This window comes from Enterobacter sp. QK-SA4 (assembly GCF_056856775.1).
This window is the reverse complement of the sequence record NZ_JBXFXH010000007.1, coordinates 576,079-599,666: the sequence shown is the minus strand read 5'-3', so window position 1 is coordinate 599,666 and position 23,588 is coordinate 576,079. Positions and strand designations below refer to the sequence as shown.

25 protein-coding genes are annotated in these 23,588 nt (G+C 56.9%); 11 read left to right on the top strand and 14 right to left on the bottom strand.

Annotation, left to right across the window (positions count from 1 at the left end; genetic code table 11):
* Positions 1–10 precede the first annotated feature (10 nt).
* Entirely contained in the window at positions 11–883 is an 873-nt protein-coding gene (gene kbaY / locus AC1VYI_RS04435; RefSeq protein ID WP_023309313.1) for a tagatose-bisphosphate aldolase subunit KbaY, read from the top strand.
* Between the two features lie 20 nt (positions 884–903).
* Positions 904–2,793, top strand: coding sequence for an alpha-galactosidase (locus AC1VYI_RS04430; protein ID WP_134867116.1), 1,890 nt, complete (start codon positions 904–906; stop codon positions 2,791–2,793).
* A gap of 67 nt (positions 2,794–2,860) precedes the next feature.
* Here the strand turns inward: AC1VYI_RS04430 and rsmI are convergent, their stop codons facing one another.
* Positions 2,861–3,724 carry a 16S rRNA (cytidine(1402)-2'-O)-methyltransferase gene (rsmI, locus tag AC1VYI_RS04425; protein ID WP_023309315.1) on the bottom strand — a complete coding sequence of 288 codons (864 nt, stop codon included), beginning with the start codon at positions 3,722–3,724 and terminating at the stop codon, positions 2,861–2,863.
* 62 nt (positions 3,725–3,786) lie between these two features.
* On the opposite strand from rsmI, the gene AC1VYI_RS04420 reads away from it, so the two are divergent.
* Genes AC1VYI_RS04420 through dolP form a run of 4 tightly spaced genes read left to right on the top strand, consistent with a single transcriptional unit; the run spans position 3,787 to position 7,514 of the window.
* Positions 3,787–5,964, top strand: a complete 2,178-nt coding sequence (locus AC1VYI_RS04420) for a penicillin-binding protein activator (RefSeq protein WP_134867115.1) — start codon at positions 3,787–3,789, stop codon at positions 5,962–5,964.
* The gene (locus AC1VYI_RS04415) at positions 5,922–6,317 is read left to right on the top strand and encodes a YraN family protein (protein WP_023309317.1); all 396 of its coding nucleotides are present in this window, start codon (positions 5,922–5,924) and stop codon (positions 6,315–6,317) included. Before AC1VYI_RS04420 ends, AC1VYI_RS04415 begins: the two co-directional genes overlap by 43 nt.
* A gap of 21 nt (positions 6,318–6,338) precedes the next feature.
* The gene (gene diaA, locus AC1VYI_RS04410) at positions 6,339–6,929 is read left to right on the top strand and encodes a DnaA initiator-associating protein DiaA (protein WP_003861754.1); all 591 of its coding nucleotides are present in this window, start codon (positions 6,339–6,341) and stop codon (positions 6,927–6,929) included.
* A 9-nt stretch (positions 6,930–6,938) separates the two neighbouring features.
* Positions 6,939–7,514 carry a division/outer membrane stress-associated lipid-binding lipoprotein gene (gene dolP, locus AC1VYI_RS04405; RefSeq protein ID WP_134867114.1) on the top strand — a complete coding sequence of 192 codons (576 nt, stop codon included), beginning with the start codon at positions 6,939–6,941 and terminating at the stop codon, positions 7,512–7,514.
* Positions 7,515–7,581: 67 nt separating this feature from the next.
* Here dolP and AC1VYI_RS04400 read toward each other — a convergent pair whose 3' ends face one another.
* Together AC1VYI_RS04400 and AC1VYI_RS04395 are read right to left on the bottom strand one after the other, a co-directional pair.
* Entirely contained in the window at positions 7,582–8,619 is a 1,038-nt protein-coding gene (locus tag AC1VYI_RS04400; protein WP_134867113.1) for a permease, read from the bottom strand.
* 40 nt (positions 8,620–8,659) lie between these two features.
* The gene (locus tag AC1VYI_RS04395) at positions 8,660–9,304 is read right to left on the bottom strand and encodes an NAD(P)H-binding protein (RefSeq protein ID WP_023309320.1); all 645 of its coding nucleotides are present in this window, start codon (positions 9,302–9,304) and stop codon (positions 8,660–8,662) included.
* Positions 9,305–9,432: 128 nt separating this feature from the next.
* Here AC1VYI_RS04395 and AC1VYI_RS04390 point away from each other — a divergent pair, with 128 nt between their 5' ends.
* On the top strand, positions 9,433–9,951 hold the full coding sequence (locus AC1VYI_RS04390; protein WP_023309321.1) for a type 1 glutamine amidotransferase domain-containing protein: 519 nt from the start codon (positions 9,433–9,435) through the stop codon (positions 9,949–9,951).
* Here AC1VYI_RS04390 and AC1VYI_RS04385 read toward each other — a convergent pair.
* Positions 9,931–10,365, bottom strand: a complete 435-nt coding sequence (locus AC1VYI_RS04385) for a YhbP family protein (protein ID WP_023309322.1) — start codon at positions 10,363–10,365, stop codon at positions 9,931–9,933. The genes AC1VYI_RS04390 and AC1VYI_RS04385 overlap by 21 nt on opposite strands.
* A 14-nt stretch (positions 10,366–10,379) precedes the next feature.
* Between AC1VYI_RS04385 and AC1VYI_RS04380 the strand changes: the two genes are divergently transcribed.
* Positions 10,380–10,709 carry a GIY-YIG nuclease family protein gene (locus AC1VYI_RS04380; protein WP_023309323.1) on the top strand — a complete coding sequence of 110 codons (330 nt, stop codon included), beginning with the start codon at positions 10,380–10,382 and terminating at the stop codon, positions 10,707–10,709.
* Here the strand turns inward: AC1VYI_RS04380 and AC1VYI_RS04375 are convergent.
* Together AC1VYI_RS04375 and ubiT are read right to left on the bottom strand one after the other, a co-directional pair.
* Positions 10,696–11,199, bottom strand: a complete 504-nt coding sequence (locus AC1VYI_RS04375; protein ID WP_023309324.1) for a GNAT family N-acetyltransferase — start codon at positions 11,197–11,199, stop codon at positions 10,696–10,698. The two genes, AC1VYI_RS04380 and AC1VYI_RS04375, sit on opposite strands and share 14 nt — an antisense overlap.
* Complete coding sequence (gene ubiT, locus AC1VYI_RS04370; RefSeq protein WP_134867112.1) at positions 11,193–11,717, bottom strand: ubiquinone anaerobic biosynthesis accessory factor UbiT; 525 nt, start codon at positions 11,715–11,717, stop codon at positions 11,193–11,195. Before ubiT ends, AC1VYI_RS04375 begins: the two co-directional genes overlap by 7 nt.
* Before the next feature lie 211 nt (positions 11,718–11,928).
* Here ubiT and ubiU point away from each other — a divergent pair, with 211 nt between their 5' ends.
* The 3 genes from ubiU to AC1VYI_RS04355 all read left to right on the top strand — a co-directional run bounded on the left by ubiU (position 11,929) and on the right by AC1VYI_RS04355 (position 14,896).
* Positions 11,929–12,924 carry a ubiquinone anaerobic biosynthesis protein UbiU gene (ubiU, locus tag AC1VYI_RS04365; protein ID WP_047743559.1) on the top strand — a complete coding sequence of 332 codons (996 nt, stop codon included), beginning with the start codon at positions 11,929–11,931 and terminating at the stop codon, positions 12,922–12,924.
* A 7-nt stretch (positions 12,925–12,931) separates the two neighbouring features.
* Entirely contained in the window at positions 12,932–13,810 is an 879-nt protein-coding gene (locus AC1VYI_RS04360; RefSeq protein WP_134867111.1) for a U32 family peptidase, read from the top strand.
* A gap of 78 nt (positions 13,811–13,888) precedes the next feature.
* Positions 13,889–14,896 (top strand): luciferase-like monooxygenase, encoded by a 1,008-nt coding sequence (locus AC1VYI_RS04355; protein WP_045355411.1) that lies wholly within the window; start codon positions 13,889–13,891, stop codon positions 14,894–14,896.
* A 62-nt stretch (positions 14,897–14,958) separates the two neighbouring features.
* Here AC1VYI_RS04355 and mtr read toward each other — a convergent pair whose 3' ends face one another.
* The 8 genes from mtr to rbfA form a co-directional block, all read right to left on the bottom strand.
* Positions 14,959–16,203, bottom strand: coding sequence for a tryptophan permease (gene mtr, locus AC1VYI_RS04350; RefSeq protein ID WP_134867110.1), 1,245 nt, complete (start codon positions 16,201–16,203; stop codon positions 14,959–14,961).
* A gap of 142 nt (positions 16,204–16,345) precedes the next feature.
* Positions 16,346–18,241, bottom strand: a complete 1,896-nt coding sequence (locus AC1VYI_RS04345) for a DEAD/DEAH family ATP-dependent RNA helicase (RefSeq protein WP_023309330.1) — start codon at positions 18,239–18,241, stop codon at positions 16,346–16,348.
* Entirely contained in the window at positions 18,234–18,314 is an 81-nt protein-coding gene (yrbN, locus tag AC1VYI_RS04340; protein ID WP_097397692.1) for a protein YrbN, read from the bottom strand. The genes AC1VYI_RS04345 and yrbN overlap by 8 nt, the downstream gene beginning before the upstream one ends.
* Positions 18,315–18,421: 107 nt before the next feature.
* A complete protein-coding gene (gene nlpI, locus AC1VYI_RS04335) occupies positions 18,422–19,306 on the bottom strand; it encodes a lipoprotein NlpI (protein ID WP_023309331.1) in 885 nt (294 codons plus the stop codon).
* A 108-nt stretch (positions 19,307–19,414) separates the two neighbouring features.
* A complete protein-coding gene (pnp, locus tag AC1VYI_RS04330; RefSeq protein WP_134867109.1) occupies positions 19,415–21,553 on the bottom strand; it encodes a polyribonucleotide nucleotidyltransferase in 2,139 nt (712 codons plus the stop codon).
* A gap of 242 nt (positions 21,554–21,795) precedes the next feature.
* Positions 21,796–22,065: a 30S ribosomal protein S15 gene (rpsO, locus tag AC1VYI_RS04325; protein WP_003861789.1), complete on the bottom strand. Its 270-nt coding sequence runs from the start codon at positions 22,063–22,065 to the stop codon at positions 21,796–21,798.
* 154 nt (positions 22,066–22,219) lie between these two features.
* Positions 22,220–23,170, bottom strand: a complete 951-nt coding sequence (gene truB, locus AC1VYI_RS04320) for a tRNA pseudouridine(55) synthase TruB (RefSeq protein WP_045355410.1) — start codon at positions 23,168–23,170, stop codon at positions 22,220–22,222.
* A complete protein-coding gene (gene rbfA, locus AC1VYI_RS04315) occupies positions 23,170–23,574 on the bottom strand; it encodes a 30S ribosome-binding factor RbfA (protein WP_003024988.1) in 405 nt (134 codons plus the stop codon). The genes truB and rbfA overlap by 1 nt, the downstream gene beginning before the upstream one ends.
* Positions 23,575–23,588: the final 14 nt, after the last annotated feature.

Sequence of the window (23,588 nt, the reverse complement as noted above, 5' to 3'; positions counted from 1 at the left end):
GGATCTGATTATGAGTATTATCTCGACGAAATATCTTCTGCAGGACGCGCAGGCAAAAGGCTACGCCGTTCCGGCGTTCAACATCCACAACGCGGAGACGATCCAGGCGATCCTCGAAGCGTGCAGCGAAATGCGATCGCCGGTGATCCTCGCGGGCACGCCGGGCACCTTTAAGCATATTGCGCTGGAAGAGATCTACGCCCTGTGCAGCGCCTACTCCCACACCTACGACATGCCGCTGGCGCTGCACCTCGATCACCACGAATCGCTGGACGATATTCGCCGCAAGGTCAACGCGGGCGTGCGCAGCGCGATGATCGACGGCAGCCACTACCCGTTTGAACAAAACGTGAAGCTGGTGAAGTCGGTGGTCGATTTCTGCCACCTCAACGACTGCAGCGTCGAGGCCGAGCTGGGCCGTCTGGGCGGCATGGAAGATGACATGAGCGTGGACGCGGAAAGCGCATTCCTCACCGATCCGCAGGAGGCAAAACGCTTCGTCGAACTGACCGGCGTAGACAGCCTCGCCGTCGCCATCGGCACCGCCCACGGCCTGTATACCAAACGCCCGAAAATCGACTTCCAGCGGCTGGCGGAAATTCGCGAAGTGGTCACCGTGCCGCTGGTGCTGCACGGCGCGAGCGATGTGCCGGATGAGTTTGTTCGCCGCACCATCGAGCTGGGCGTGTGCAAAGTCAACGTGGCGACCGAGCTGAAAATTGCTTTCTCTGACGCGGTTAAGGCCTGGTTTGCCGAAAACCCGCAGGGCAACGATCCGCGCTTCTATATGCGGGTCGGCATGGACGCCATGAAAGAGGTGGTCAGAAGCAAGATCGCCGTTTGCGGCTCGGCAAACCGATTGCTGCTTCCGGCAGAAGCCTGATTAAAAAGGAGCTTACGCTGATGAAAAAAATCCTCGCACTCTCAGTGCTGGCCATGTGCGTTTCCCATAGCGCGGTGGCCGCGAACTACGCGCTCGGTAACGACAATATTGCTCTGTCATTTGATGATGCAAACTCAACGGTAGTGGTTAAGGACACCAGGGCTAACCATCCGCTCACGCCGCAGGAGCTGTTCTTTCTGACGCTGCCGGACGAGACGAAAATCCACACCGCTGATTTTAAAATCAAGCATGTCGAAAAGCAGGACAGCGGCTTGGTCATCGATTTCACCCATCCGGGCTTTAACGTAACGGTGAAGCTGAACCTGGTGAAGGGGAAATACGCCAGCATCGACTACACCGTTGCCGCCGTTGGTCAGCCGCGAGACGTGGCAAAAATTACCTTCTTCCCGACCAAAAAGCAGGCTCAGGCACCTTACGTAGACGGGGCGATTAACAGCTCGCCGATCGTCGCAGACTCGTTCTTTATTCTGCCGGACAAGCCCATCGTTAACACTTACGCCTATGAAGCGACCACCAATCTCAACGTAGAGCTGAAAACGCCGATTCAGCCAGAGTCGCCGGTCAGCTTTACCATCTGGTTCGGCACCTTCCCGGAGACCAGCCAGCTGCGCCGCAGCGTAAACCAGTTTATTGATGCCGTCCGCCCGCGTCCGTATAAGCCTTATTTACACTACAACAGCTGGATGGATATCGGCTTCTTTACCCCGTACTCCGAGCAGGACGTGCTGGGGCGGATGGATGAATGGAATAAGGAATTTATCACCGGGCGCGGCGTGGCGCTGGATGCGTTCCTGCTTGACGATGGCTGGGATGACCTGACCGGACGCTGGCTGTTTGGCCCGGCATTCAGCAACGGTTTTAGCAAAGTTCGGGAAAAAGCCGACAGCATGCACAGCTCCGTTGGACTGTGGCTCTCGCCGTGGGGTGGATATAACAAACCGCGCGACACTCGCGTCTCGCATGCAAAAGAGTACGGTTTCGAAACGGTAGACGGGAAGCTGGCGCTGTCAGGCCCAAACTATTTTAAAAACTTCAATGAGCAGATCGTTAAGCTAATTAAAAACGAGCACATTACCTCGTTCAAGCTGGACGGGATGGGTAATGCCAATTCGCATATTAAGGGCAGCCCGTTCGCCTCGGATTTTGACGCCTCTATCGCTCTGCTGCACAACATGCGCAGCGCCAACCCGAATCTGTTTATTAACCTGACGACAGGTACCAACGCCAGCCCGTCCTGGCTGTTCTACGCTGATTCCATCTGGCGCCAGGGCGATGACATCAACCTGTACGGTCCCGGCACGCCGGTGCAGCAGTGGATGACCTACCGCGATGCGGAAACGTACCGCTCCATTGTTCGCAAAGGGCCGCTGTTCCCGTTGAACTCGCTGATGTACCACGGGATCGTTAGCGCGGAAAACGCCTATTACGGGCTGGAGAAGGTGCAAACGGACAGCGACTTTGCCGATCAGGTCTGGAGCTACTTCGCCACCGGAACCCAGCTGCAGGAGCTGTATATCACCCCTTCAATGCTGAATAAGGCGAAGTGGGACACCCTGGCGCGGGCCGCGAAGTGGTCGCGGGAAAACGCCGGCGTGCTGGTGGATACACACTGGATTGGTGGCGATCCAACCGCGCTGCAGGTTTACGGCTGGGCATCCTGGAGCAAGGACAAAGCGATTCTCGGCTTGCGTAACCCGTCGGATAAGCCGCAAAGCTACTACCTGGATTTAACAAAAGATTTTGAAATCCCGACAGGAAACGCGGCGCAGTTTCGTCTGAAAGCGGTGTACGGCAGTAATTCAACCGTACCGGAGGAGTATAAAAACGCGGTGGTGATTACGCTGCAGCCGCTGGAAACGCTGGTGTTTGAGGCGGTGCCAGTTAGCTAAAACACGCATAACGATCTGCAGGCCGGGTTAGGCGCAGCCGCCACCCGGCAAAACAGGCGGCAGGGGCTTACTCCCCCTGCTGCTCCAGCGCATGCTTATACAGCGCATTTTTCTTCACGCCGTGAATTTCCGCCGCCAGCGCTGCGGCCTTCTTCAGCGGCAGTTCCGCCTGCAGCAGCGCCAGCGTGCGCAGCGCGTCGGCTGGTAGCGCGTCTTCCTGCGCCTTATGCCCTTCGACAATCAGCACCATTTCGCCCTTGCGGCGGTTTTCGTCTTCCTTCACCCACGCCAGCAGTTCACCCACTGGGGCACCGTGAATGGTTTCCCAGGTTTTGGTCAGCTCGCGCGCCAGCACCACGTAGCGGGCTTCTCCCCACACGGTCACCATATCTTCCAGGCTCTCCAGCAGGCGGTGCGTGGATTCGTAGAAAATCAGGGTGCGCGGTTCCGCTTCCAGATCTTTTAACACGTCACGGCGGCCTTTGGATTTAGCAGGCAGGAAGCCTTCATAGCAGAAACGGTCAGACGGCAGACCCGCCGCGCTCAGCGCAGCAATGGCAGCGCACGGCCCCGGCAGCGGCACAACGCGAATACCGGCTTCACGACAGGTACGCACCAGGTGATAGCCGGGATCGTTGATCAGCGGCGTACCGGCATCGGAGACCAGGGCAATGTTCTGCCCCTCTTTCAGCTTCGCCACCAGCGTTTCGGCTTTTTGTTGCTCATTGTGATCGTGCAGAGCAAACAAACGGGCATTAATCGCGAAATGTTGCAGCAGCAGGCCGGTGTGGCGGGTATCTTCAGCAGCAATTAAATCAACAGCTTGCAGTACGGTGAGCGCACGTTGGGTAATATCAGACAAATTCCCGATAGGAGTAGGTACAATATAAAGCTGGCCTTGAGAATTATCTGCCGTTTCGTGTTGTTTCATTGTTTCGTCCGTATTGCCGATTTAATATTGAGCATTGCGTAAAAAAAATCACTGGATACAGTATGGTACCGTTAACGTTTCTTCGAAAAAAAGCCACGCGCAGCGTGCCTCTTCTGCTGGCAGCCCTGATCTTTGCAGGCTGTGGCACCCAGGCACCTGACCAGAGCACCGCCCATCTTCAGGGTTCTGCTCAGGCTGATTCTGGCTTTTATCTGCAACAAATGTCGCAGAGTTCAAATGATACCAAGACCAACTGGCAATTACTCGCCATTCGTGCACTGCTGAAAGAGGGTAAAACCCAGCAGGCAGCCGAACTGTTTAACCAGTTGCCAAAAGATCTTAATGACGCCCAGCGTCGTGAGCAGAGCCTGCTCTCTGCCGAGCTGAAGGTCGCGCTGAAAGATTACGCCGCCGCGAAGAAGATCCTCGGGGATATTGACGTGAGCGCGCTGGATAAAAATCAGCAGGCTCGCTTCTGGCAGGCGGGCATTACCGCGGAGCAGGGGCGCCCTTCCCTGACGCTGCTCCGCGCCCTCGTCGCGCAAGAGCCGCTGCTCGGCGGTGCCGACAAGCAGAAAAATATCGATGCCACCTGGCAAGCGCTTGCCTCGATGACCCAGGAACAGGCGCAGGCGCTGGTCATCAACGCCGATGAAAACGTCCTTCAGGGCTGGCTGGATCTGCAGCAGATGTGGTTTAACAACCGCAGCGATCCAAAGATGCTGAAAGCCGGTATTACGGACTGGCAGACGCGCTACCCGCAAAACCCGGGTGCGAAAATGCTGCCAACCCAACTGGTGAACGTGCAGAACTTTAAGCCAGCGTCCACCAGCAAAATCGCTCTGCTTCTGCCGCTCAACGGCCAGGCGGCGGTGTTTGGCCGTACCATTCAGCAGGGCTTTGAAGCCGCGAAAAACGGTACCACCTCGGTAACCGGCAGCGCGGTTCCCGCGCAGGCGGCCCAGGCGGCTAACGTGAATGATGTGGTCAGCCCGTCCGCAGCGGAGACCAGCGACCTGACTACGGCGCAAGCGCCGGCGCAGGGTACGATGCAAAACCCGGTGACGGCCCCGACGACGCCTCCGGCTACAGCTGCACCGGCTGCGGCAGCCCCGGCTACTACAGCACCCGCTACTCAGGCTCCGGCCGAGACGCAATCGGCGCCAGCGTCTGACGCAACGGCAGAACAGCCTCAACCGCAGCCTGCACAACCCGCGGCCCAACCTGCTGCGCAGCCGCAGGCCGTGGCAACCACCAGCGCCAACCCGGGCGCTGAGTTGAAAATTTACGACACCAGCTCGCAGCCGCTTGATCAGGTTCTGGCGCAGGTTCAACAGGACGGGGCGAGCATCGTTGTCGGTCCGCTGCTGAAAAACAACGTGGAAGAGCTGATGAAGAGCAATACCACGCTGAACGTGCTGGCGCTCAACCAGCCTGAGCAGGTTCAGAACCGGGCCAATATTTGCTACTTCGCGCTTTCCCCTGAAGATGAAGCCCGCGATGCGGCGCGCCATATTCACGAGCAGGGTAAGCAGGCTCCGCTGCTGCTCATCCCACGCAGCGCGTTGGGCGATCGCGTGGCCAATGCCTTTGCCGATGAGTGGCAGAAGCTCGGCGGCGGCGTGGTGCTGCAGCAGAAATTCGGTTCCGTCTCTGAACTGCGCGCGGGCGTCAACGGCGGGGCGGGTATCGCGCTTAACGGTAGCCCGGTCACCGCAAGCCTGCCGCAGCAGCAGAGCGTGACGATTGGCGGCCTGACGATCCCTGCCCCACCTACCGATGCGCAGATTAGCGGTGGCGGTAAAGTAGATGCGGCCTATATCGTTGCCACGCCGCAGGAGATCGCCTTTATCAAACCGATGATCGCGATGCGTAACGGCAGCCAGAGCGGCGCAACGCTCTACGCCAGCTCGCGCAGCGCGCAGGGCACCGCAGGCCCGGATTTCCGTCTGGAAATGGACGGTCTGCAGTACAGCGAAATCCCGATGCTGGCAGGCAGCAACCCGGCGCTGATGCAGCAGGCGCTGAGTACCGTACGTAACGATTATTCACTGGCGCGTCTGTATGCGATGGGTGTCGATGCCTGGGCGCTGGCGAACCACTTTACCCAGATGCGTCAGGTGCCGGGCTTTGAGCTTAACGGCAACACCGGCGATCTGACCGCGACTCAGGACTGCGTGATCAACAGGAAGTTATCATGGCTCAAATACCAGCAGGGGCAAATCGTCCCGGCCAGTTAAGCCGTAAAGAGACCGGCGATGCGTGGGAGTTAAAGGCGCGTCGCTGGCTTGAAGGCAAAGGACTGCGCTTTATCGCCGCTAACGTCCGCGGGCGCGGCGGCGAAATCGACCTGATCATGAAAGACGGTCAGGTCATCGTGTTTGTAGAAGTCCGCTTTCGACAGTCCTCCCGTTTTGGCGGTGCTGCCGCCAGCGTGACGCTCGCCAAACAACATAAATTATTACAGACTGCCCACTTGTGGCTTGCCCGCCATAATGGGAGCTTTGATACTGTGGATTGCCGGTTCGATGTGATAGCCTTCACCGGAAATAAGATCGAATGGCTTAAAAACGCTTTTGGCGAAGACGCATAATTAAGATTTAAAAGGGATAACGTGCTCGAAAGAATTAAAGTGTGCTTCACAGAAAGCATCCAGACTCAGATTGCCGCGGCGGAAGCCCTTCCGGATGCTATCTCGCGTGCCGCAATGACGCTGGTGCAATCCCTGCTTAATGGCAACAAAATCCTCTGTTGTGGCAACGGCACGTCTGCCGCCAACGCACAGCATTTTGCTGCCAGCATGATCAATCGCTTTGAAACAGAACGCCCGAGTTTACCCGCCATTGCACTTAATACCGATAATGTGGTCTTAACGGCGATTGCTAACGATCGTCTGCATGACGAAATTTATGCAAAGCAGGTGCGAGCCCTGGGTCACGCCGGAGATGTGCTGCTGGCCATCTCCACGCGCGGCAATAGCCGGGATATTGTCAAAGCCGTTGAAGCCGCCGTCACCCGCGACATGACAATCGTGGCCTTAACCGGCTATGACGGGGGTGAGCTGGCGGGTCTGCTTGGGCCGCAGGATGTGGAAATCCGCATTCCTTCTCACCGGAGCGCGCGTATTCAGGAGATGCATATGCTCACGGTGAACTGCTTATGTGATTTGATCGATAACACGCTTTTCCCTCACCAGGATGATTAAGGAGTTCTTATGAAGGCTTTATCGACCCTCGCAGTCCTTATGTCTGCGTTACTGCTTCAGGGATGTATCGCTGCGGCCGTTGTGGGCACCGCTGCAGTGGGCACCAAAGCAGCGACCGATCCGCGCTCCGTGGGGACGCAGGTGGATGACGGTACGCTGGAGCTGCGCGTCAACAGTGCGCTGTCGAAAGACGAACAAATCAAGAAAGAAGCGCGTATCAACGTGACGGCTTATCAGGGCAAAGTGCTGCTGGCAGGCCAGGCGCCGAAACTGGAGCTCGCCTCTCGTGCGAAACAGATTGCGATGGGCGTAGAAGGTACCACAGAGGTGTTTAACGAAGTGCGTCAGGGCAAGCCAATTGGCCTGGGTGACGCCTCTTCCGATACCTGGATCACCACCAAAGTGCGTTCCCAGCTGCTGGGTTCGGACCAGGTGAAATCCTCCAATGTGAAAGTGACGACTGAAAACGGCGAAGTGTTCCTGCTGGGTCTGGTGACCGACCGTGAAGGGAAAGCGGCGGCCGATATCGCCAGCCGGGTGAGCGGCGTGAAGCACGTCACCACCGCGTTTACTTACATCAAATAAAAAAAATCCCCTCGCTTGAGGGGATTTTTTTGTAGGCCCGGTAAGCGTCACCGCCACCGGGCTTTTTTTACATCAACGCAATACTCCCCACCATCACCCCGCTCAACGCCACCAGCCCTGCGGTCAGCCACAGCGCTTTCGCCGGGAACGACTTACGCAGCATGATAAGCGACGGCAGGCTGATCGCCGGCAGCGTAATCAGCAGCGCCAGCGCCGGCGCGGTGCCCATACCGGCCAGCATCATGGTCTGAACAATCGGGATCTCCGCCGCCGTTGGGATCACAAACAGACAGCCTGCAACGGCCATCGCAATGACCCACATCAGCGTGTTGTCGATAGCGCCATCCGCATGCGGGAAGAGCCAGACGCGGGCCGCCCCCAGAACCAGTACCGCCAGGATATAGACCGGGATGGTGCTCCAGAAAAGCTGCCATAGCGCCCTGCCCCAGCGCGCAAAGAATTCCCCCTGCGGCTCGCTGACGTCCAGCTCAACGGCTGCGGGTTCTGCGGCAGTATCCTTCACCAGTTTTTGCACCAGCGTCGCCACCACCAGTACGGTCAGTAGCCCGGCGACCAGACGGATGAACGCAAAATGCCAGCCCAGCACAAAGCCCATAAACACCAGCGTTGCCGGGTTGAGCAGCGGGTTCCCCATCCAGAACGCCAGCGCGCCGCCCATCGACACGCGCTGACGGCGCATCCCTGCGGCCACGGGCGCGGCGCAGCAGGAACACATCATGCCCGGCAGCGAGAAAATCGTCCCCAGCAGCGTGCCCTGAAAGCGCGGCTGCCCAAGGGTTTTCACCAGCCAGTTGCGCGGGATAAGCACCTGAATCAGTGACCCCAGGATCACGCCTAAGACGGCGGCCTTCCAGACGGCAAGGAAGTAGACCATGGCGTAGTCCCACGCCGCCTGAAGCGGGCTGGAATCAGCCTGTGCGAGAATAGATTTACCGATGCTGTGCGTTTCGGCGGCGGTGAAGGCTTTGCCGTAGTACGGCTGCCATTTCACGTACCAGAGGCCAACAATGACCACGAGAAAGAAGAGTGCGGGCTTCCACCACTGAACAGGTGTTGCCGTCTGAGATGAAGACTGACCAGTCATAGCATTCCCCGGAGAGTATTAGGTTATTAGCCGGGGGAGTTTACGCCTCGCCCTGAGCGATTTCACGCAGTTTTGCCGAAGGGATAATGTTTACGCCCGCTTTCGACGGGGCCAGCCCCTCTTTTAACATCGCGCGCGCGACGTCCCGTGCCTCGATGGATTTCCAGTTGCCGGGAAGAATGCGAAACAGCGGGGCAAATATCGACTCGTTAAACCGGCGTTCGTCCCGGTGGCCGATCAGCATCGAGGGGCGCACAATCGTCAGCTGCTCCCATTTCTGCGCAATCAGCGCATCCTCCATCTTGCCCTTCACCTTGTTGTAGAAGAAAGGCGACCCGGCACTGGCGCCCAGCGCGCTGACCACCAGAAAATGTTTGGCCCCCAGCTTTTTCGCCGTGAGCGCAGTATCCACCACCAGCGTATAGTCGGCGTGGATAAATGCCTCTTTGCTGCCCGCCTCCCGCCGCGTGGTGCCCAGACAGCAAAAGGCGATATCAATGGGATCCTGCACCTGCGCCAGCGCGTCGGTCAGCTGAGGATCGTGCGGATTAAAGACGCCGGATATGTCCGCCAGCGGTCGACGCGTCGGTGCGGCGATATAGTTCACGCGGCGATCCTGAATCAGCAGCCGCAGCAGATGATCGCCCACTAACCCGGTAGCACCTGTAATCAATACCTGACTCATCTTTTCCCCTTTACAGAATTGTCCGTTTGCGAACTCAGCGTCGTCGACCACACTTAGAAGTCTGTTACGGGTAAGTATTTACCACAAGCGGAGAAAAATCAGTCTGAAGCCAAAACAACGGAGGAAGCATGGGCAAGAAAATCGCAGTCTTGATTACCGACGAGTTTGAAGATTCAGAATTCACCTCTCCAGCAGAGGCGTTCCGCAAGGCGGGACATGAGGTCATCACCATTGAGAAAGAGGCGGGTAAAACGGTGACAGGCCATAAGGGCGAGGCGACCGTAACCATCGATGAGACCATCGATAACGTGAGTCCCTCAGATTTTGACGCCCTGCTGTTACCCGGCGGCCATTCCCCGGATTCCTTGCGCGGGGACGAGCGCTTCGTGACCTTCACCCGGGATTTTGTCTCTACCGGCAAACCGGTCTTTGCCATCTGCCACGGCCCGCAGCTGCTCATCAGCGCAGACGTGGTCCGCGGGCGTAAGCTTACCGCCGTGAAACCGATAGTTATCGATCTGAAAAATGCGGGGGCCGAGTTTTACGATCAGGAGGTGGTCAACGACAAAGACCAGCTGATCACCAGCCGAACCCCGGACGATCTCCCGGCGTTTAACCGCGAAGCGCTACGCCTGCTCGGCGCGTAACCAGTGCAGCTTCTTGCCAAAGCCCAGGGTGTTGTCGGTAAATTTCAGCTCATCGAGGCGGATTTCCCACACCGGGGCTTTTAGCGCAGCGGCAACGGGAAAGCGGCGCGTGTAGAGCTTACGGCGCGCATCGCTCTCTTCACCATCCAGACGACGGATCTCCCCTTTAAACTGCACGCCGCGGATCAGCGCGACCGTTTTCGGCTGGCCGTTTACCGTCCCCGCCACCTTTGCCTGCTGGCCGGTCATCTGCGCATGCCGCGTTTTGTCTTCGCTCATGACATAAAAAGCCACGCGCTCAGGATCGTAGTAGTAAAACGCATTTGCGCACCACATTTCCCCCTCGTCATAGACGCACCAGGTGACAACATGCTGCTTTGCCAGCCAGCGGTTAATGGCGGCCAGTGTTTCCATTTTCGTTCTCTCTCATGCTATGGTGCGTTCACCTTAACATACTGAATCCGTTTACCGTGTGCTGGTTTCTCTATCTTGTCCGAACCGCTGATAACGCCCTCTACACCGGGATCACCACCGATGTGGCGCGGCGTTTTTTACAACATCAAACGGGGAAAGGGGCAAAAGCGCTGCGGGGGAAAGGGGAATTACAGCTCGCCTTCTCAGCGGCAGTCGGCGACCGATCGCTGGCGCTCAGGCTGGAATACCGCATCAAGCAGCTGACAAAGCGCCAGAAAGAGCGCCTCGTGACCGGAGACGGCTCCTTTGAGGCGCTACGCGAGAGCCTGATTAAAAGCGATTGAAATGGTCGTGATACTCGACCAGGCCGTTGACGCCGTTGAGCGCGTCGTCCGCCAGGCGGTGGACCTGGAAAGCGGATTCCGTACCCGGCCAGCGACAGCGCAGATCGTAATGCGCGGCCTGCTCAAAGCCTAAACGGCCATAGAACGCCGGATCGCCCAGCGTGACAACGGCGGCATAGCCAAACTCATTGAGCGAATCCAGCCCTTCATAGACCAGCTGGCGCGCCAGACCTTGCCCGCGATAGCTTTCATCTACCGCCAGCGGCGCCATGCCGACCCACTGCAGCTCTTCGCCCTGAACGATGACCGGACTGAAGGCAACATAGCCCACCACCTGACCTTCGTCATCGGTGGCAACCAGCCCCAGCGTAATCAGGCCGTCTTCGCGAAGGTCGTGGACCAGTTGGGCTTCGGCATCGCTCGCAAAGGCGCGGCGTAACAACGCATCGATCCCCGGCGCATCAATCCCAATTTCGACTCGAATCAGCATGGCTCACCTACTGAAGTGTGTTTACCGTCCGGCGGGGTTTTCAGCCCGGCCTCAACGAAATCTGCCATTTGCATTAACATCACGCGCAGCGCTTTTGGCATCTGCTCCAGCTCAATGGCATCCATTAAATTCTTCACGTACAGGCCCAGCTCCGTGTCGCCTTCAATCACCAGACGGCGCTGGAAGAAGAGCGTATCCGGATCCTGCTTACGCGCGGCGATCATCAGCAGATCGCTGGCGTTGGCGCTAAAGCTCACATCCGCGTCGGCGGATTCGCGTACGATCAGCTGGTCATTCTCAACGGAGGTAAACCAGCTCAGCCCGATGTCACGCACCTCAATGCTTAACCAGCGGCCTTCCAGGAATTCCAGCTCGCCGTCCTGCAGCGCCTGGCGGAACTGCCAGCTCAGGACCTGCTCCAGCACCTGGCGTTTAAGCGCGAACGGCGCCAGCCTGACCGGCACGCTCAGCATTGATGGACCAAATTGTACGAGACGTGAACGCAGTTTATCCAGCACGAGCTTTACTCCCTGATATCTATAGTCCTGCTATTTTGCCATATCCGAAGCACAACATAGCGGCGTAAATCAACAAACCGTCGTCAGCCGTACCTCATTATTGGTGTCATCAATACGCCATTAGCTGCCTTAAATCAAAAATTGTCGCGTATGGGTTAATTAAAATCCCAGCTCGTTAACAATTTTGCGATCGACTACATCAGGATAAATTATGGAGCTGCTCTGCCCAGCCGGAAACCTTCCGGCGCTTAAGGCGGCCATCGAAAATGGGGCCGATGCGGTCTATATCGGGCTGAAGGATGATACCAACGCCCGCCATTTTGCTGGCCTCAACTTTACGGAGAAAAAGCTTCAGGAAGCCGTTAACTTCGTTCACCAGCACCGCCGCAAGCTGCATATCGCCATCAATACCTTTGCTCATCCTGACGGCTATGCCCGCTGGCAGCGCGCGGTGGATATGGCGGCACAGCTGGGTGCCGATGCGCTGATCCTGGCCGACCTCGCCATGCTTGAGTATGCGGCAGAACGCTATCCCCATATTGAGCGCCACGTCTCTGTTCAGGCATCTGCCACCAACGAAGAGGCGGTGCGTTTTTATCATCAACACTTTGACGTGGCCCGCGTGGTGCTGCCGCGCGTGCTCTCTATTCATCAGGTTAAGCAACTCGCGCGCGTCACGCCAGTGCCGCTGGAGGTTTTTGCCTTTGGCAGCCTGTGCATCATGGCTGAAGGCCGTTGCTATCTTTCCTCTTATTTAACCGGTGAATCGCCGAATACCGTCGGGGCCTGCTCTCCTGCCCGCTTTGTCCGCTGGCAGCAGACCCCACAGGGGCTGGAATCCCGCCTGAATGAGGTGCTGATTGACCGCTACCAGGACGGGGAAAACGCCGGTTATCCTACCCTGTGTAAAGGCCGCTATCTGGTCGACGGCGAGCGCTATCACGCGCTGGAGGAGCCGACCAGCCTCAACACGCTGGAGCTACTGCCGGAACTGCTGGCGGCCAATATTGCCTCGGTGAAAATCGAAGGACGTCAGCGTAGCCCGGCCTACGTGAGCCAGGTAGCGAAAGTGTGGCGTCAGGCCATTGACCGCTGCATGGTGGACCCGCAGAACTACGCTCCACAGCAGGCATGGATGGAGACGCTCGGATCGATGTCCGAAGGCACGCAAACCACGCTGGGCGCGTATCACCGTAAATGGCAGTGAGATCATCATGAAATATTCATTAGGACCGGTGCTCTACTACTGGCCAAAAGAGACGCTGGAAGATTTTTACCAACAGGCCGCGACCAGCAGCGCCGACGTGATTTACCTCGGCGAAGCGGTGTGCAGCAAGCGCCGCGCCACAAAAGTGGGCGACTGGCTGGATATGGCGAAAGGCCTGGCCGGAAGCGGCAAGCAGGTAGTGCTCTCCACGCTCGCGCTTGTGCAGGCGTCGTCCGAACTGGGCGAGCTGAAGCGCTACGTTGAAAACGGCGAGTTCCTGCTGGAAGCGAGCGATCTGGGCGTGGTGAACATGTGCGCTGAACGCAAGCTGCCGTTTGTCGCGGGCCATGCCCTGAACTGCTACAACGCCGTAACCCTGCGCCTGCTGCTCAAACAGGGAATGACGCGCTGGTGCATGCCGGTAGAGCTCTCCCGCGACTGGCTGGCAAACCTGCTTAAACAGTGCGACGAGCTGGGCATTCGCAATCAGTTTGAAGTGGAAGTGCTGAGCTACGGCCATCTGCCGCTGGCCTACTCCGCCCGCTGCTTCACCGCGCGCTCGGAAGACCGCCCGAAAGACGAATGCGAAACCTGCTGCATCAAGTACCCGAACGGACGCAGCATGCTGTCGCAGGAGAATCAGCAGGTATTTGTCCTCAACGGTATTCAGACCATGAGCGGCTATGTCTATAACCTCGGCAACGAGCTGGCGTCGATGGACGGGCTGGTGGACATGGTGCGTCTGTCACCGCTGGATACCGGCGTGTTCGCGATGCTGGACGCCTTCCGCGCCAATGAAAACGGCGCCGCTCCGCTGCCGCTGACGGCAAACAGCGACTGCAACGGCTACTGGAGACGTCTCGCCGGGCTGGAACTTCAGGCGTAAAAAAGGCTCACTTTGTTAACAACGGTTATCATTATTTAATGCAGTATTAAAGATTGACCGTCGACAAAGTGAGCTGTTATGACTGACAAAACCATTCCGTTTTCGGTGCTGGATCTGGCGCCGATCCCTCAGGGCTCCTCGGCAAGAGAAGCCTTTTCGCACTCTCTGGATCTGGCTCAGCTGGCCGAAAAGCGTGGCTATCACCGCTACTGGCTGGCCGAGCACCACAATATGGTTGGCATCGCCAGCGCCGCGACCTCGGTTTTGATCGGCTATCTGGCGGCAAATACCACCACCCTGCACCTGGGCTCCGGCGGCGTGATGCTGCCGAACCACGCCCCGCTGGTGATTGCCGAGCAGTTTGGCACCCTGAATACCCTCTATCCGGGGCGTATTGATTTGGGTCTTGGTCGTGCGCCGGGCAGCGATCAGCCAACCATGCGCGCCCTGCGTCGCCATATGAGCGGCGATATCGACAACTTCCCGCGCGATGTGGCCGAGCTGGTGGACTGGTTCGACGCGCGCGATCCGAACCCGCACGTGCGCCCGGTGCCGGGCTACGGTGAGAAGATCCCGGTGTGGCTGTTGGGATCAAGCCTCTACAGCGCACAGCTCGCCGCGCAGCTTGGGCTGCCGTTTGCGTTTGCCTCCCACTTTGCCCCGGATATGCTGCATCAGGCGCTGCATCTCTACCGCACGAACTTCAAACCGTCCGAGCGTCTTGAGAAGCCGTACGCAATGGTGTGTATCAACATCGTTGCGGCCGACAGCAATCGCGACGCGGAATTCCTGTTTACCTCAATGCAGCAGGCTTTTGTGAAGCTGCGCCGCGGTGAGACGGGCCAGCTTCCACCGCCGGTGGAGAATATGCATCAGCTGTGGTCCGCCTCCGAGCAGTATGGCGTGCAGCAGGCGCTGAGCATGTCACTGGTTGGCGATAAGGCGAAAGTGCGTCACGGGCTGGACGCGGTGCTGCGCGAAACGCAGGCGGATGAGATTATGGTTAACGGCCAGATTTTCGATCACCAGGCGCGTTTGCATTCGTTTGAACTGGCGATGCAGGTGAAAGAGGAGTTGGTGGGGTAGTTTTTTGCTTTTCTCCCTCTCCCTATGGGAGAGGGCCGGGGTGAGGGGGTCAACCCATCGTTTTACTGATAAACGGGCAACAGGTTAAAACTCGACAGCACGTGTACCAGTGCGTTACCAACGCCGAATATCAGAATCAGCGTAATCATCGGCTTACCGCCCCAGACGCGGAATTTTGGGCTGCCGAAGCGTTTACGTGATTTGCGCGCCAGCAGCGCCGGCACAATCGCCGCCCAGATAGTTGCCGCCAGCCCTGCATAACCGATGGCGTACAGGAAGCCGTTCGGCCACAGCAGGCCGCCCACAATCGGCGGCAGGAAGGTCAGCAGCGCGGTTTTTAAACGCCCCATCGCAGAATCATCAAAGCCGAACAGATCCGCCAGATAGTCAAACAGGCCCAGCGTCACGCCCAGGAAAGAACTCGCCACCGCAAAGTTAGAGAAGATAACCAGCAGCAGATCCAGGCTGCGGCTGTTCAGCACGCCGCTCAGCGCCTGCACCAGCACGTCGATGTTACCGCCCTTCTGGGCAATGCCGATAAATTCCGGACGCGGGATGTTGCCCATCGTCCCCAGCAGCCAAATAACATACAGACCCAGCGCCAGCAGCGTGCCGTAGACCAGACACTTCACAATGGTGCGGGGATCTTTGCCGTAGTACTTCATCAGGCTCGGCACATTACCGTGGTAACCGAACGACGCCAGACAGAACGGCAGCGTCATCAGCAGATACGGCGTGTAGGAGGTGTTCACTTCGGCAACGTTAAACAGCGTGGCGGGCGTCACGTGCCCCAGAAGGCTGCCGAAGGTCAGGAAGAAGGTGATGACCTTAGCGCCTAATACAATCGCCGTCATGCGGCTCACCGCTTTGGTACTCATCCAGACGATAAACGCCACAGCCAGCGCAAAGCACAACCCAGCCAGACGCGCCGGAACGTTCAGCGACATCTCCGAGAAGGTGTGATGCAGAATCGAGCCGCTCGCCGAAATATACGCGTAGGTCAGGATATAGAGCACAAACGCGATGGACAGCCCGTTCACCAGGTTCCAGCCTTTACCCAGCAGATCTTTGGTGATGGTGTCGAAGCTGGAGCCAATGCGGTAGTTCAGGTTCGCCTCAAGGATCATCAGCCCGGAATGGAGCATGCAGAACCAGGTGAACACCAGCGCCGCCAGCGACCAGAAGAACCACGCACCGGACATGACCACTGGCAGGGAGAACATCCCAGCACCAATGATGGTACCGCCAATGATCACCACGCCGCCAAGCAGCGAGGGTGACGTTTGGGTGGTGGTTAGTGTCGCCATACAGCCTTTTCTCCAGTCAATCATGCGGTTCTGCATTTTAATGTGACGCACTGTACCAGTACAAGAGTACAAAGGGAATAAAAAAAGCCCCGATAGCGTATATCGGGGCTGTATATTTTACTTTACGTCAGAAGCGAAAGGCTTACGCGTCACCGAAACGACGGCGGCTGGTGCCTTCTTCACGACGTGGGCCACGGTTTTCGCGACGCTCGCCGGAGAAACGACGACCTTCACCACCGCGACCTTCGCTGCGGCCGCCTTCACGACGCTCGCCACCGAAGCTGCGACCACCGCCACGACGTTCACCACCGCGGTCAGGGCGTGGCTGTGCATCACCCATCAGCTGCATGTTCATCGGCTTGTTCAGGATGCGGGTACGCGTAAAGTGCTGCAGCACTTCGCCCGGCATGCCTTTTGGCAGCTCGATGGTGGAGTGAGATGCGAACAGCTTGATGTTACCGATGTAACGGCTGCTGATGTCGCCTTCGTTAGCGATCGCGCCAACGATGTGACGAACTTCAACGCCATCATCACGGCCCACTTCAATGCGGTACAGTTCCATGTCACCCGCGTCACGACGTTCACGACGTGGACGGTCTTCACCACCACGCTCTGGACGGTCACCGCGTGGGCCACGGTCATTACGGTCGCCACGACGTTCGAAGCGATCGTCACGGTCACGGAATTCACGCTTAGGACGCATCGGCGCATCTGGTGGCACGATCAGGCTACGTTCGCCCTGAGCCATTTTCAGCAGTGCTGCAGCCAGGGTTTCCATGTCCAGCTCTTCGCCTTCAGCAACAGGCTGAATCTGCGACAGCAGCGCACGGTACTGGTCCAGATCGCTGCTTTCCAGCTGCTGCTGTACTTTCGCGGCGAATTTTTCCAGACGGCGTTTGCCCAGCAGCTCTGCGTTTGGCAGGTCAGCTTCTGGAATGGTCAGCTTCATGGTGCGTTCAATGTTACGCAGCAGACGACGCTCGCGGTTCTCAACGAACAGCAGCGCGCGGCCAGCACGACCCGCACGACCGGTACGGCCGATACGGTGAACGTAAGACTCGGAATCCATCGGGATGTCGTAGTTTACAACCAGGCTGATACGCTCAACGTCCAGACCACGTGCTGCCACGTCGGTTGCAATCAGGATATCCAGACGACCGTCTTTCAGACGCTCCAGAGTCTGCTCACGCAGGGCCTGGTTCATGTCGCCGTTCAGCGCTGCGCTGTTGTAGCCGCTACGCTCCAGGGCTTCAGCCACTTCCAGGGTCGCGTTTTTGGTACGAACGAAGATAATCGCCGCATCAAAATCTTCTGCTTCCAGGAAACGTACCAGCGCTTCGTTTTTGCGCATGCCGTACACAGACCAGTAGCTCTGGCTGATGTCCGGGCGAGTGGTTACGCTGGACTGAATACGCACTTCCTGAGGATCTTTCATGAAGCGCTTGGTGATACGACGAATCGCTTCAGGCATGGTGGCAGAGAACAGCGCGGTCTGATGACCGTCCGGGATCTGCGCCATGATGGTTTCGACGTCTTCGATGAAGCCCATACGCAGCATTTCATCTGCTTCATCCAGTACCAGGCCGCTCAGTTTAGAGAGGTCCAGAGTACCGCGCTTCAGGTGATCAAGCAGACGGCCCGGCGTACCGACAACAATCTGTGGGCCCTGGCGCAGGGCGCGTAACTGCACGTCATAACGCTGGCCGCCGTAAAGGGCTACCACGTTTACGCCGCGCATGTGTTTAGAGAATTCCGTCATTGCTTCTGCAACCTGAACAGCCAGTTCACGGGTTGGAGCCAGGACGAGGATCTGCGGTGCACGCAGGTCCGGATCAATGTTGTTCAGCAGCGGCAGCGAGAATGCTGCAGTTTTACCGCTACCAGTCTGGGCCATGCCCAGCACGTCACGACCAGAAAGCAGGTGTGGGATACACTCAGCCTGGATCGGAGATGGTTTTTCGTAACCCAGATCGTTAAGGGCTTCAAGGATAGGAGCCTTCAGGCCCAGATCTGCAAAAGTGGTTTCGAATTCAGCCATGTAGTACAAGTGCCTCGATATTAATGGCGGCCAGTCTACTTAGCTCATCGTGAAAATGATTAGCAATTTTCATTGAAAAGTGTGAACCGGCTCAAAGTAGGTGTATTGACGAACAACAACGCCCTCACCAGTTAAGGTGATGGCAATCAAAAGATTACGGGCTGATGTTTATGTCGTCAGCTATTGCTGGTCCGATTCTGCCAGGTCGTCATGCTCCTGGCCCAAGAGCGATAATTCCAACAATGCATAACGGTGCTCAACGAAGTTGTGTACGTTGTTAGCAACCGCTAATTTGAACAGTGCCGTAGCGCTGTCCATATCCCCCAGACTTAGGTAGTACTTACCTAAATAGAAGTTGGTTTCACTGAGATGCTCAGCGAGCGAGGTGTTATCCGTTGCGTCCGCCTTGAGGCGTTCCATCAGCGTTGCTTCGCTAATGTTGCCCAGGTAGAACTCGACAATGTTCCATCCCCACTGTTCCTTGTCCGATTTATCGAAGCGCTGTTTCAGTGCTTCTTTTGCCTGCTTCTCATCGAGCTTCCGCTCAACGATGTAAAGCCACAGGCTGCGGAAAGGATCATTAGGATCGTCTTGATAAAACGCCAGCAGATCATCTTGCGCTAACTTATCACGACCGCCGTAATACAATGCGATACCGCGATTCAAGTGCGCGTAGTTGTAAGTTGGATCAAGCTCAAGTACAGAATCAAACGCTTCATAGGCAGCATCAAAATTGCCTGCCTGCGTTAAATAAATGCCTAAATAATTGAATACTTCAGGCATATCAGGTCGGATAGCCAGCGCTTGTGAAAAATCATTTCGCGCCAATGCCCTCAGACCGAGACTATCATACAACACTCCGCGCTCATATAAAAGCTGTGCGCGTTCTTCATCGGTTAAAGCCCGACTGGCAAGTATTTGTTCCATGCGTGCCAGAATCACTTCCTGCTGCAAAGTCGGTTGCAATGGCACTGCGAGGACTTCGCTCTTACGCCAGGCAGAGTTGCTGCATCCTGCCAGCGTTAAAGCTGTCGCAACGAAACACCAGCGCAAAAAAGGCTTCATTTCCCACTCCCGAAGACAACTATTGGATGAACGTCCTGTCCCCCGGCGGCTTAACAAGGCGTCCTGCCTGATAATAGGCCCTCCGCAAAGCGGAGGGCAAATGGCAACTTACTCGCCTTGCTGTTCTGCTGCCTGTGCTTCTGGCGCAGCAGCTGGCTGAGACTGCTCGGTTGCTTCTTTAATGCTCAGACGGATACGGCCCTGGCGATCAACTTCCAGAACTTTCACCGGTACTTCCTGACCCATCTGCAGGTAATCGGTCACTTTCTCAACGCGCTTGTCAGCGATCTGAGAGATGTGAACCAGACCTTCTTTACCGCCACCGATGGCAACGAACGCGCCAAAGTCAACGATACGGGTCACTTTACCTGCGTAGACGCGGCCCACTTCGATCTCTGCCGTGATTTCTTCGATGCGACGGATCGCGAATTTCGCTTTCTCGCCGTCGGTTGCTGCGATCTTCACAGTACCGTCATCTTCGATTTCGATCGTGGTGCCAGTCTCTTCGGTCAGCGCACGGATTACGGAACCGCCCTTACCGATAACATCTTTGATCTTATCTGGGTTGATCTTGATGGTGTGGATACGTGGAGCGAACTGAGAAATGTCGCCACGCGGCGCGTTAATCGCCTGTTCCATCACGCCCAGGATGTGCAGACGAGCACCTTTAGCCTGGTTCAGAGCAACCTGCATGATCTCTTTGGTGATACCTTCAATTTTGATATCCATCTGCAGCGCAGAGATACCTTCGCGGGAACCCGCTACTTTGAAGTCCATATCACCCAGGTGGTCTTCGTCACCCAGAATGTCAGACAGAACAACGAAGTTGTCGCCTTCTTTCACCAGGCCCATTGCGATACCCGCAACGGCGGCTTTGATTGGCACGCCTGCATCCATCAGCGCCAGAGAAGCACCACACACGGAAGCCATGGAAGAAGAACCGTTGGATTCGGTGATTTCAGAAACCACACGAACGGTGTACGGGAACTTGTCAGCTTCTGGCATTACTGCCAGCACGCCGCGCTTCGCCAGACGACCGTGACCAATTTCACGACGCTTCGGCGAGCCAACCATACCGGTTTCACCTACGGAGTACGGAGGGAAGTTGTAGTGGAACAGGAAGCTGTCAGTGCGCTCGCCCATCAGTTCGTCGATGATCTGTGCGTCACGTGCAGTACCCAGGGTCGCGGTAACCAGCGCCTGCGTTTCGCCACGGGTGAACAGCGCGGAACCGTGAGTACGTGGCAGAACGCCAGTACGCACATCCAGACCACGGATCATGTCTTTTTCGCGGCCATCGATACGCGGCTCGCCTGCCAGTACACGGCTACGAACAACGTTTTTCTCGATAGCGTGCAGGATGTCGCTCAGTTCGTTAGCATCCAGCGCTTCGTCTTCAGCAACCAGCGTCGCGATAGTCTCAGACTTGATCACGTCAACCTGTGCGTAACGCGCCTGTTTGTCAGTGATCCGGTATGCATCGCTCAGACGAGATTCTGCCAGGGCTGCAACGCGTGCGTTCAGCGCGTCGTTTGCTGCTTCTGGCTGCCAGTCCCAACGTGGTTTACCGGCTTCTTTCACCAGGTCGTTGATGTTCTGGATAACGATCTGCTGCTGGTCGTGGCCAAATACCACAGCGCCCAGCATCTGGTCTTCGCTCAGCAGTTCAGCTTCGGATTCAACCATCAGTACAGCCGCTTCAGTACCCGCAACAACCAGGTCCAGCTTACTTTCTTTCAGCTCTTCCTGGGTTGGGTTCAGCACGTACTGGTCATTGATGTAGCCAACGCGCGCGGCACCGATTGGGCCATTGAATGGAATACCAGACAGTGACAGGGCAGCGGATGCGCCGATCATGGCAACGATGTCCGGGTTAACCTGTGGGTTAACGGAAACAACGGTCGCGATAACCTGTACTTCGTTAACGAAGCCTTCCGGGAACAGCGGACGAACCGGGCGGTCAATCAGACGCGCAATCAGCGTTTCGCCTTCGCTTGGACGGCCTTCACGACGGAAGAAACCACCCGGGATTTTACCGGCAGCGTAGGTACGCTCCTGGTAGTTAACGGTCAGCGGGAAGAAGTCCTGACCTGGTTTAGCTTTTTTCTGGCCAACAACGGTAACGAATACCGCAGTGTCATCCATGCTTACCATAACGGCAGCAGTAGCCTGACGTGCCATCATGCCGGTTTCCAGCGTGACGGTATGTTGACCATACTGGAATTTACGAACGATCGGATTCAGCAAAGTTCTGTCCTTTCTTAAATGTTTGACAGCACACCACCGGTGTGCTGTCGATTTAACCCGACCTTCTTCGCATCCTCGCGACTAATGACAACCAACACCCCCATGGGTGAAGCCTCTCATTAGCCGCGCGAACCTCTGCAATGAAGATCATTTATAGCAACAATACAATAGTTTCCAGTGAATTGCTGCCGTCTGGTTGAAAAAAGGGGCCATCAGGCCCCCTTTTCTGAAACTCGCAAGAATTAGCGACGCAGACCCAGACGCTCGATCAGCGCGGTGTAGCGTGCAACATCTTTACGTTTCAGGTAGTCGAGCAGTTTACGACGCTGAGAAACCATACGCAGCAGACCACGACGGCTGTGGTGATCTTTTTTGTGCTCTGCAAAGTGACCCTGCAGGTGGTTAATCTGTGCAGTCAGCAGTGCAACCTGAACTTCGGTAGAACCGCTGTCGTTAGTACCACGACCAAACTCAGAAACGATTTTAGCTTTAGCTTCAACGCTTAGAGACATTTTCAAACTCCAAAGTATAAAGAATGTAAGGATGCCGATCTCTAATTCAGCAATCCCATGTACGCCCCGCAGATTGTTAAACAATTTACCAGGCGTTAAGCGGCGATATTCTACTCGTCTCCCCTGCTTATCGCAAGGTGAGCCGTTACCACCGTCACGCGTCGACCGGATATTCGACGACCAGACGACGCGGCGCAACGCGCCCTTCGCCATCCATTTCGCCCATACCGATGAATTTCCCTTCGTCACCTTCGGTCACGCGTACCAGTCCCTCCAGCGGCGCTTCCGCCGTACGAACCGGGTTGCCGTTCTTAAAGTAAACGGACGATGTTAAAGGAAGATTAACAACCGGGAAGTCCGCTGCCGGACTGTCCATCGGCATCAGCAAGGGATCCAGCAAATCTGCCGGCGCGATCCCCTGCGCTTCCGCCTGTTCTACCAGCTCGCGCAGATGTTCCAGGGTCACCATCCGCTCCACCGGGTACTTGCTCACCGCCAGGCGGCGCAGGTAAATCACATGCGCACCGCAGCCCAGCTTTTCACCGAGGTCGTCGATGATGGTGCGAATATAGGTCCCTTTCGAACAGTGTACTTCCAGCTCCAGCTCATCGCCTTCATGGCGAATAAACAGCAGCTCATACACGGTGATCGGACGGGCTTCACGCGGGACGTCAATGCCCTGGCGTGCATATTCGTAGAGCTTCTTGCCCTGATATTTCAGCGCCGAATACATCGACGGCACCTGCATCGTGTCTCCACGGAAGCTCTCCAGCGCAGCATCAAGCTGTTCCGCGCTGAACGTCACCGGACGCTCTTCCACCACCTGGCCATCCGCGTCGGAGGTATCCGTGCGCTGGCCCAGTTTAGCGATAACGCGGTAGCGCTTATCGGAGTCGAGCAGGTACTGGGAAAACTTTGTCGCCTCTCCCAGGCAGACCGGCAGCATGCCGGTTGCCAGCGGATCGAGCGCGCCGGTGTGGCCCGCACGGTTGGCATTATAAATACGCTTAACTTTTTGCAGCACGTCGTTGCTGGAAGCGCCCTGGGGTTTATCCAGCAGCAGCACACCATGCACGTCGCGACCGCGACGACGAGGACGACTCATTAGTCCTCCTTGCTGTCGTCCGCCGGGTTAACACGACGTTCGTCGTCATGTTTAACCACGCTGGTCACCAGGTTGGACATACGCATACCTTCGACCAGCGAGTTGTCGTAGAAGAAGGTCAGCTCAGGCACGATACGCAGGCGCATCGCTTTGCCGAGCAGGGAGCGGATGAAACCAGAGGCTTCCTGCAGCGCTTTAATGCCGTTTTTCACTGCCGCTTCGTCCTGATCGTTCAGGAAGGTGACGAACACTTTTGCATAGGCCAAATCGCGGGACATTTCGACACCGGAAACGGTGGTCATCATGCCGACGCGCGGGTCTTTAATTTCACGTTGCAGAATGAGTGCGATCTCTTTCTGCATTTCCTGCGCTACGCGCTGAGGGCGACCAAATTCTTTCGCCATAATAAATTCTCCAG

Excerpts from the sequence above, each read along its gene's own strand:
- AC1VYI_RS04345 (WP_023309330.1), bottom strand. The coding sequence starts at position 18,241 with ATGGCTGAATTCGAAACCACTTTTGCAGATCTGGGCCTGAAGGCTCCT.
- AC1VYI_RS04385 (WP_023309322.1), bottom strand. The coding sequence starts at position 10,365 with ATGGAAACACTGGCCGCCATTAACCGCTGGCTGGCAAAGCAGCATGTT.
- ubiU (WP_047743559.1), top strand. The coding sequence starts at position 11,929 with ATGGAGCTGCTCTGCCCAGCCGGAAACCTTCCGGCGCTTAAGGCGGCC.
- dolP (WP_134867114.1), top strand. The coding sequence starts at position 6,939 with ATGAAGGCTTTATCGACCCTCGCAGTCCTTATGTCTGCGTTACTGCTT.
- AC1VYI_RS04360 (WP_134867111.1), top strand. The coding sequence starts at position 12,932 with ATGAAATATTCATTAGGACCGGTGCTCTACTACTGGCCAAAAGAGACG.
- AC1VYI_RS04355 (WP_045355411.1), top strand. The coding sequence starts at position 13,889 with ATGACTGACAAAACCATTCCGTTTTCGGTGCTGGATCTGGCGCCGATC.
- yrbN (WP_097397692.1), bottom strand. The coding sequence starts at position 18,314 with ATGAAAATTGCTAATCATTTTCACGATGAGCTAAGTAGACTGGCCGCC.
- AC1VYI_RS04420 (WP_134867115.1), top strand. The coding sequence starts at position 3,787 with ATGGTACCGTTAACGTTTCTTCGAAAAAAAGCCACGCGCAGCGTGCCT.
- AC1VYI_RS04395 (WP_023309320.1), bottom strand. The coding sequence starts at position 9,304 with ATGAGTCAGGTATTGATTACAGGTGCTACCGGGTTAGTGGGCGATCAT.
- AC1VYI_RS04380 (WP_023309323.1), top strand. The coding sequence starts at position 10,380 with ATGCTATGGTGCGTTCACCTTAACATACTGAATCCGTTTACCGTGTGC.
- rpsO (WP_003861789.1), bottom strand. The coding sequence starts at position 22,065 with ATGTCTCTAAGCGTTGAAGCTAAAGCTAAAATCGTTTCTGAGTTTGGT.
- AC1VYI_RS04415 (WP_023309317.1), top strand. The coding sequence starts at position 5,922 with ATGGCTCAAATACCAGCAGGGGCAAATCGTCCCGGCCAGTTAAGCCGT.
- AC1VYI_RS04375 (WP_023309324.1), bottom strand. The coding sequence starts at position 11,199 with ATGCTGATTCGAGTCGAAATTGGGATTGATGCGCCGGGGATCGATGCG.
- AC1VYI_RS04430 (WP_134867116.1), top strand. The coding sequence starts at position 904 with ATGAAAAAAATCCTCGCACTCTCAGTGCTGGCCATGTGCGTTTCCCAT.
- AC1VYI_RS04390 (WP_023309321.1), top strand. The coding sequence starts at position 9,433 with ATGGGCAAGAAAATCGCAGTCTTGATTACCGACGAGTTTGAAGATTCA.
- AC1VYI_RS04400 (WP_134867113.1), bottom strand. The coding sequence starts at position 8,619 with ATGACTGGTCAGTCTTCATCTCAGACGGCAACACCTGTTCAGTGGTGG.
- rsmI (WP_023309315.1), bottom strand. The coding sequence starts at position 3,724 with ATGAAACAACACGAAACGGCAGATAATTCTCAAGGCCAGCTTTATATT.
- nlpI (WP_023309331.1), bottom strand. The coding sequence starts at position 19,306 with ATGAAGCCTTTTTTGCGCTGGTGTTTCGTTGCGACAGCTTTAACGCTG.
- rbfA (WP_003024988.1), bottom strand. The coding sequence starts at position 23,574 with ATGGCGAAAGAATTTGGTCGCCCTCAGCGCGTAGCGCAGGAAATGCAG.
- kbaY (WP_023309313.1), top strand. The coding sequence starts at position 11 with ATGAGTATTATCTCGACGAAATATCTTCTGCAGGACGCGCAGGCAAAA.
- truB (WP_045355410.1), bottom strand. The coding sequence starts at position 23,170 with ATGAGTCGTCCTCGTCGTCGCGGTCGCGACGTGCATGGTGTGCTGCTG.
- mtr (WP_134867110.1), bottom strand. The coding sequence starts at position 16,203 with ATGGCGACACTAACCACCACCCAAACGTCACCCTCGCTGCTTGGCGGC.